Here is a 6,364-nt window from a genome sequence, read left to right as displayed (position 1 = left end):
GGTCTGGCCGGCGGGCGGAGGGCTCGGTGCGGACCACTGGGCGGGTGGCGGCTGCTCCTTGGACCACTTGGAGCCCGGGCCGTTCGGCTGGTCCGCGGGCTCGGTGGGTTCCTTGCCGGAGTCCTGTCCGTCGTCGGAGGGGGCAGATCCGGGCGAAGCCCAGCCCGGAGTGTCGTTCATCGTCGCTCCTTCACGGTGCCCGTCCGCGGTCGCGGCGGCAGGTTGCCAGCCATCGTGCCACGGTGTGCCTCGGTGGCGACCGGGTGCCGTAGGGGCTGCACACCTTCAATTGTCCGTCCGGTACGGGGCAGACTGGGCGGATGGCTGATCAGTACGCGCAATCCGGCGAGGACGTACGGCCGACCCAGACCTCCTTCACCCCTGCGACCCCCGCGGCGCCGACGATTCCCGCGATCCGCTGGGACGAGCCACCGGAAGGCCCCGTACTGGTCGTCCTCGACCAGACCAGGCTGCCGGGCGAGGAGACCGAGCTGGTGTGCACGGACGCGCCCGCACTGGTGCAGGCGATCCGCACGCTCGCCGTGCGCGGGGCGCCGCTGCTGGGCATCGCCGGGGCGTACGGCGTCGCGCTCGCCGCCGTACGCGGCTTCGACGTGGACGAGGCGGCGGACGCGCTCGCCGGGGCCAGGCCCACCGCGGTCAACCTCGGGTACGGCGTGCGCAGGGCTCATGCGGCGTACCGCTCGGCGCTCGCGGGCGGGGCCGGCCAGGAGGGGGCGGCCGATGCGGCGCTCGTGGAGGCGAGGGCTCTGCACCAGGAGGACGCCGAGGCCAGCGCGCGGATGGCGGTGCGCGGTCTGGCGCTGCTCGACGAGCTGCTGCCCGGCGGCCAGCACCGGATCCTGACCCACTGCAACACCGGGGCGCTGGTCTCCGGGGGCGAGGGCACCGCGTTCGCGGTGGCGCTCGCGGCGCACCGCAAGGGGCGGCTGCGCAGGCTGTGGGTGGACGAGACGCGGCCGTTGCTGCAGGGGTCGAGGCTCACGGCGTATGAGGCGGCGCGCAGCGGGATGGCGTACACCTTGCTCACGGACAACGCGGCGGGGTCGCTGTTCGCGGCGGGAGAGGTGGACGCCGTACTGGTCGGCGCCGACCGCATCGCCGCCGACGGTTCGGTGGCCAACAAGGTGGGGAGCTATCCGCTCGCGGTGCTGGCCCGCTACCACCACGTTCCGTTCATCGTGGTGGCACCGGTCACGACCGTGGACCCGGACACCCCGGACGGAGCGTCCATCGAGGTGGAGCAGCGGCCGAGTCGCGAGGTGACGGAGGTCGCGGCACCCTATGTGCCGGTGGCCGGCGCGGAAGCGGGAGGCGGGATCGTGGTGGCTCCTCTGGGGACTCAGGCGTACAACCCCGCCTTCGATGTGACGCCGCCGGAGCTGGTGACGGCGATCGTCACCGAGGAGGGCCTCGTGTCGCCCGTGACGGCGGTGGGCCTTGCCGAGCTGTGTGCCGGATCCCGCTGACATCGATGGGCGATATCAGTGGCTGATATCCACAGCCGTGGACGACCGCAGACAGTAGTGGCCATATACGACTATCGTCACAGGTCAGTGACCTGCCTCACCAGCGCCCCGGTCACCGTTACGAGAATGGGATGATGTCAGGCATGAAGGGACGAGTCCTTGTCGTCGACGACGACACCGCACTGGCCGAGATGCTCGGGATTGTGCTGCGTGGTGAAGGTTTTGAGCCGTCGTTCGTAGCTGATGGCGACAAGGCGCTGGCCGCTTTCAGGGAGGCAAAGCCGGATCTTGTACTGCTGGATTTGATGTTGCCGGGCCGCGATGGCATCGAGGTGTGCCGCCTGATCAGGGCGGAGTCCGGGGTGCCGATCGTCATGCTCACGGCCAAGAGCGACACCGTGGATGTCGTGGTCGGGCTCGAGTCCGGCGCCGATGACTACATCGTGAAGCCCTTCAAGCCGAAGGAGCTCGTCGCCCGGATCAGGGCGCGGCTGCGGAGGTCGGAGGAGCCCGCGCCGGAGCAGCTGTCCATCGGTGACCTGGTCATCGACGTGGCGGGGCACTCCGTGAAGCGGGACGGGCAGTCGATCGCGCTGACGCCGCTCGAGTTCGACCTTCTTGTCGCGCTCGCGCGCAAGCCGTGGCAGGTGTTCACGCGTGAGGTGCTGCTCGAGCAGGTCTGGGGCTATCGGCACGCGGCGGACACCCGCCTGGTGAACGTGCACGTGCAGCGGCTGCGCTCGAAGGTCGAGCGGGACCCGGAGCGGCCGGAGATCGTGGTGACCGTCCGTGGTGTCGGTTACAAGGCCGGACCGAGCTGACGTGTCCCGGGACAGTTCCCCCGTACCGCCCGGGGCTCCGGGTGGCCGCTCGGGGCGGACTGGAGGACCGGCGCGGCGCGGCTCCGCGTTCGGGCGGCTCCTCGACGGCGGTCTGCTGTTGCAGGACGGGGTGCAGGGCAGCCCCGTACTGAGGCTCTTCGCGCGCTGGGTGCGGCGGCCGCTGCTGCCCGCGCTGCGGCTGTGGCGGCGCAACATTCAGCTGAAGGTCGTCGTCACGACGCTGCTCATGTCGCTCGGTGTCGTACTGATGCTCGGCTTCGCCGTCATGAGCTCCGTGAACAACGGTCTGCTCAAGGCCAAGGAGAAGGCCTCGCAGAGCCAGGCCGACGGCGGCTTCCGGGCCGCTCAGGAGCAGGCGAACTCGGCCAGGCCGAGCGCCGGGCAGGACAGCGGCACGCCGGACGGCCGGACCACACCGCCCACGGCCGTGTGGATGTCCGACCTGGTGGAGCAGCTCTCCAGCGGCGGCCAGAGCGCGTTCAACGTGGTGACGCTGAGCCCCACGTCCACGGGCGACGGTGGCAGTGTGCGCGGACCGCGTGCCTCCGGAGGCGTCGATCCGATCCAGAGCGTGCCCGAGGAGCTGCGCGAGAGCGTCGACAAGGGCACTCGGGCCTATCAGGCCAATACGCGGATCGTCTTCAACGACGGCCGTGACGCTCAGCCGGGTCTGGTGATCGGCAAGCGGCTCAATGACCTCAACGGCGATGCCTACCAGCTGTACTACCTCTTCCCGCTGACCCAGGAGGAGGAGTCGCTCGGGGTGGTGCGCACGACGCTCGCCACGGCGGGACTCTTCGTCGTGGTGCTCCTCGGCGCCATCGCCTGGCTCGTGGTGCGGCAGGTCGTCACGCCCGTACGGATGGCGGCCGGCGTCGCCGAGCGGCTGTCCGCCGGGCGCCTTCAGGAACGTATGAAGGTCACCGGAGAGGACGACATCGCCCGGCTGGGCGAGGCCTTCAACAAGATGGCGCAGAACCTGCAGTTGAAGATTCAGCAGCTGGAGGAGCTTTCGCGGATGCAGCGGCGGTTCGTTTCCGATGTCTCGCACGAGCTGCGTACGCCGTTGACGACCGTACGGATGGCGGCCGATGTCATCCACGACGCGCGCGTGGACTTCGATCCCGTGACGGCGCGGTCGGCCGAGCTGCTCGCCGATCAGCTGGACCGGTTCGAGACGCTGCTCGCGGATCTGCTCGAGATCAGCCGGTTCGACGCGGGCGCGGCGGCGCTCGAGGCGGAGCCGATAGATCTGCGTGAGGTCGTGCGCAGGGTCGTGGGCGGCGCGGAGCCGCTGGCCGAGCGCAAGGGCACGCACGTGCGGATCGTCGGGGACCAGCAGCCGGTGATCGCCGAGGCCGACGCCCGGCGGGTGGAGCGGGTGCTGCGGAATCTCGTCGTCAACGCCGTGGAGCACGGCGAGGGCCAGGACGTCGTGGTGCGGCTCGCGGCGGCGGGCGGCGCTGTCGCCGTCGCCGTACGGGACTACGGAGTGGGCCTCAAGCCCGGCGAGGCGACTCGGGTGTTCAGCCGCTTCTGGCGCGCCGACCCGGCACGCGCGCGTACCACCGGTGGTACGGGTCTCGGGCTGTCCATCGCCCTGGAGGACGCGCGGCTGCACGGCGGCTGGTTGCAGGCCTGGGGCGAGCCGGGCGGTGGTTCGCAGTTCCGCCTCACCCTGCCGCGTACGGCCGACGAGGCGCTCCGGGGATCGCCGATACCCCTGGAGCCCGAGGATTCGCGCCGCCACCGCGGACTGAACGATGCCGGTCTTCCGCTCGGCGGTCTGAACAAGCTGGCCACGGTGCCGGCCCAGCCGTCGGCGGCGGAGCGGGTGGCACCGCCCGTCCCGGCGAGGGCGCCGATCGCGCCGAGGCTCGCGCAGGCGGCCATGGCGGTGGATCCGGCGGCGCTGCCCGGCAGCGGTGCGCGGGTCGTGCCGCGCCGGCTCCTGGACGACGAGACGACGCCGGGCGGGACGACGCCGGGCGAGGAGCCGCGGAGCGGTGCCTCCCGGGTGGACGAGGGCTCCGGAGAGCCACGTCCGCCGAGGGACGCGGCACCGGACGCGGCGAGGGAAGCAGCGGCCGGGGAAGTGGATCCTGCCAGGGAAGGGGAGGCCTCTCGTGGGCGCTGACCACGATCGGCGCGGTCACCGGCGTCCGCTGGGGACGGTTGTGCTGTTCGGCTGCTGCGGTGCGCTGCTCGCGGGCTGTGCGTCGATGCCCGACAGCGGGAACCTGAAGGCGGTCGACGCCTCCCAGCGGCCCGACTCGCAGTCGCAGGTCCGGGTCTACGCGATGCCTCCGGGCGAGAACGCGGGTCCTACGGAGATCGTCTCGGGCTTCCTCGAGGCGCTCACCAGTGACGACCCCAAGTTCGACATGGCCCGCAAGTATCTGACCAAGGAAGCGTCCAGGAGCTGGCAGCCGGATCTGCGGACCACGGTGCTCGCGGACGGTCCGAGCCAGGGCTCGGGGAACCCGGGCGACCGCGATGAGGACGGCCGTTCGTTCCCGCTGACCGGGCGCAAGGTCGCCATGGTGGACAAGCAGCACGCGTACCAGCTCAACAACGACGCGTACCGCGAGACGGTCCATCTCACCCGGCAGGACGGACCCAATGGCAAGGAGTGGCGGATCGACCGGGTGCCGCAGGGAGTGGTGCTCGGGCAGTCCGACTTCCAGCGCATCTACTGGTCCGTCAACAAGTACTACTACGCGTCGAATTCGTCCAAGACCGGTGCGGGCGGCGGCCAGGAGGCGCTCGTCGCCGACCCCGTCTACATACGGCAGCGAATAGACCCGTTGACGGAGACCGTCAAGGCCCTGCTCGAAGGGCCGACCAACTGGCTCAAGCCGGTCGTCACCACGATCTTCCCGGGCGGTACGCGGCTCAAGGAGGGCACCAAGACGCTGGCGCCCGACGACCAGAACAAGTTGACGGTGCCGCTGAACAAGGAAGCCGACAACTACGACCAGGGTTTGTGCACCAAGATGGCGGCGCAACTGCTCTTCACGCTCCAGGACTTGAAGTCCTCGAGCGTCAAGGAGGTGGAGCTGCAGCGCTCCAACGGGTCGCAGCTGTGTGTCCTGAGCGAGGACCGGGCCGAGACCGTGGCGCCGCACCGCACCGCCGACCACCCCGATTACCAGTACCTCGTCGACGACGAGAAGCGCCTGGTGCGGATGCCCGCGGGCGTCGCGGGCAGCAAGGCCGAACCGGTGCAGGTGCCAGGGCCGTTGGGCGAGGGCGCGAAGTCGTTGCGTACGGCCGCCGTGTCGCGTGACGAGGAACGTGCGGCCGGGGTGTCGCTCGACGGGCGCTCGTTGTACATGGGGTCGCTGACGCCGGGCAGTCCGCTGGGCAAGCCGGAGGCGCGCAGCAAGGCGAAGTCCGAGGAGGACGGTTTCTCCACGCCCAGTTGGGACGGCAGGGGCGACCTCTGGGTGGCCGACCGCGACGGCAAGGGGTCGCGGCTGCTCTGGCTCGACCAAGGCGCGGGCGAGCCGACGCCGGTGAAGATCGCGGGCCTCGACGGACGGATCGAGGCGGTGCGGGTGTCGGCGGACGGCGTGCGCATCGCGCTTCTGGTGAAGAAGGACGGCAAGACGTCCCTGCGGATCGGCCGCGTCGAGCGGACCGGCGCCAAGGGTGAGCAGCCGGACATCTCGGTGGTCGAACTGCGCCGGGCGGCACCGCAGATGGAGGAGGTCACCGCCATGTCCTGGGCGGGCGGCAGCCGCCTGGTGGTGGTCGGGCGAGAGTCCGGTGGTGTGCAGCAGATCCGGTACGTCCAGTCCGACGGCTCGGCGCTGCCGGGCGCGACGCTGCCCGGCCTGACCGGCGTGAAGGAGATCGCGGCGTCCGAGGACGAGCGGCAGCCGCTGGTGGCGCACTCGGACGACGGGATCGTGCGGCTGCCGACGGGCGCGCAGTGGCAGACGGTGGTCAAGGAGGGGACGGCTCCGGTCTATCCGGGGTGACCTCCGGTCCTGTCTCTTATACACACCTGACGCTGCCGACGAATAG

4 protein-coding genes and 1 pseudogene are annotated in these 6,364 nt (G+C 70.8%); 4 read left to right on the top strand and 1 reads right to left on the bottom strand.

Annotated features, from left to right (window positions below; translation table 11 throughout):
• Positions 1–180 (bottom strand): annotated as a pseudogene (locus E2651_RS39980) (hypothetical protein); the annotation flags it as partial.
• Between the two features lie 140 nt (positions 181–320).
• Here E2651_RS39980 and mtnA point away from each other — a divergent pair.
• From mtnA to E2651_RS39960, 4 genes are all read left to right on the top strand, one after another.
• Positions 321–1,490 (top strand): S-methyl-5-thioribose-1-phosphate isomerase, encoded by a 1,170-nt coding sequence (mtnA, locus tag E2651_RS39975; protein WP_135336184.1) that lies wholly within the window; start codon positions 321–323, stop codon positions 1,488–1,490.
• 131 nt (positions 1,491–1,621) lie between these two features.
• Positions 1,622–2,311, top strand: a complete 690-nt coding sequence (gene mtrA / locus E2651_RS39970) for a two-component system response regulator MtrA (RefSeq protein WP_209446372.1) — start codon at positions 1,622–1,624, stop codon at positions 2,309–2,311.
• Position 2,312: 1 nt separating this feature from the next.
• Positions 2,313–4,469 carry an MtrAB system histidine kinase MtrB gene (gene mtrB / locus E2651_RS39965; RefSeq protein ID WP_135336182.1) on the top strand — a complete coding sequence of 719 codons (2,157 nt, stop codon included), beginning with the start codon at positions 2,313–2,315 and terminating at the stop codon, positions 4,467–4,469.
• Positions 4,470–4,554: 85 nt separating this feature from the next.
• Positions 4,555–6,318 (top strand): LpqB family beta-propeller domain-containing protein, encoded by a 1,764-nt coding sequence (locus tag E2651_RS39960; RefSeq protein ID WP_135336185.1) that lies wholly within the window; start codon positions 4,555–4,557, stop codon positions 6,316–6,318.
• Positions 6,319–6,364: the final 46 nt, after the last annotated feature.

The organism is Streptomyces sp. MZ04 (assembly GCF_004684775.1).
Taxonomy (GTDB): Bacteria; Actinomycetota; Actinomycetes; order Streptomycetales; family Streptomycetaceae; genus Streptomyces.
This window is presented reverse-complemented; position numbering and strand designations above follow the sequence as displayed.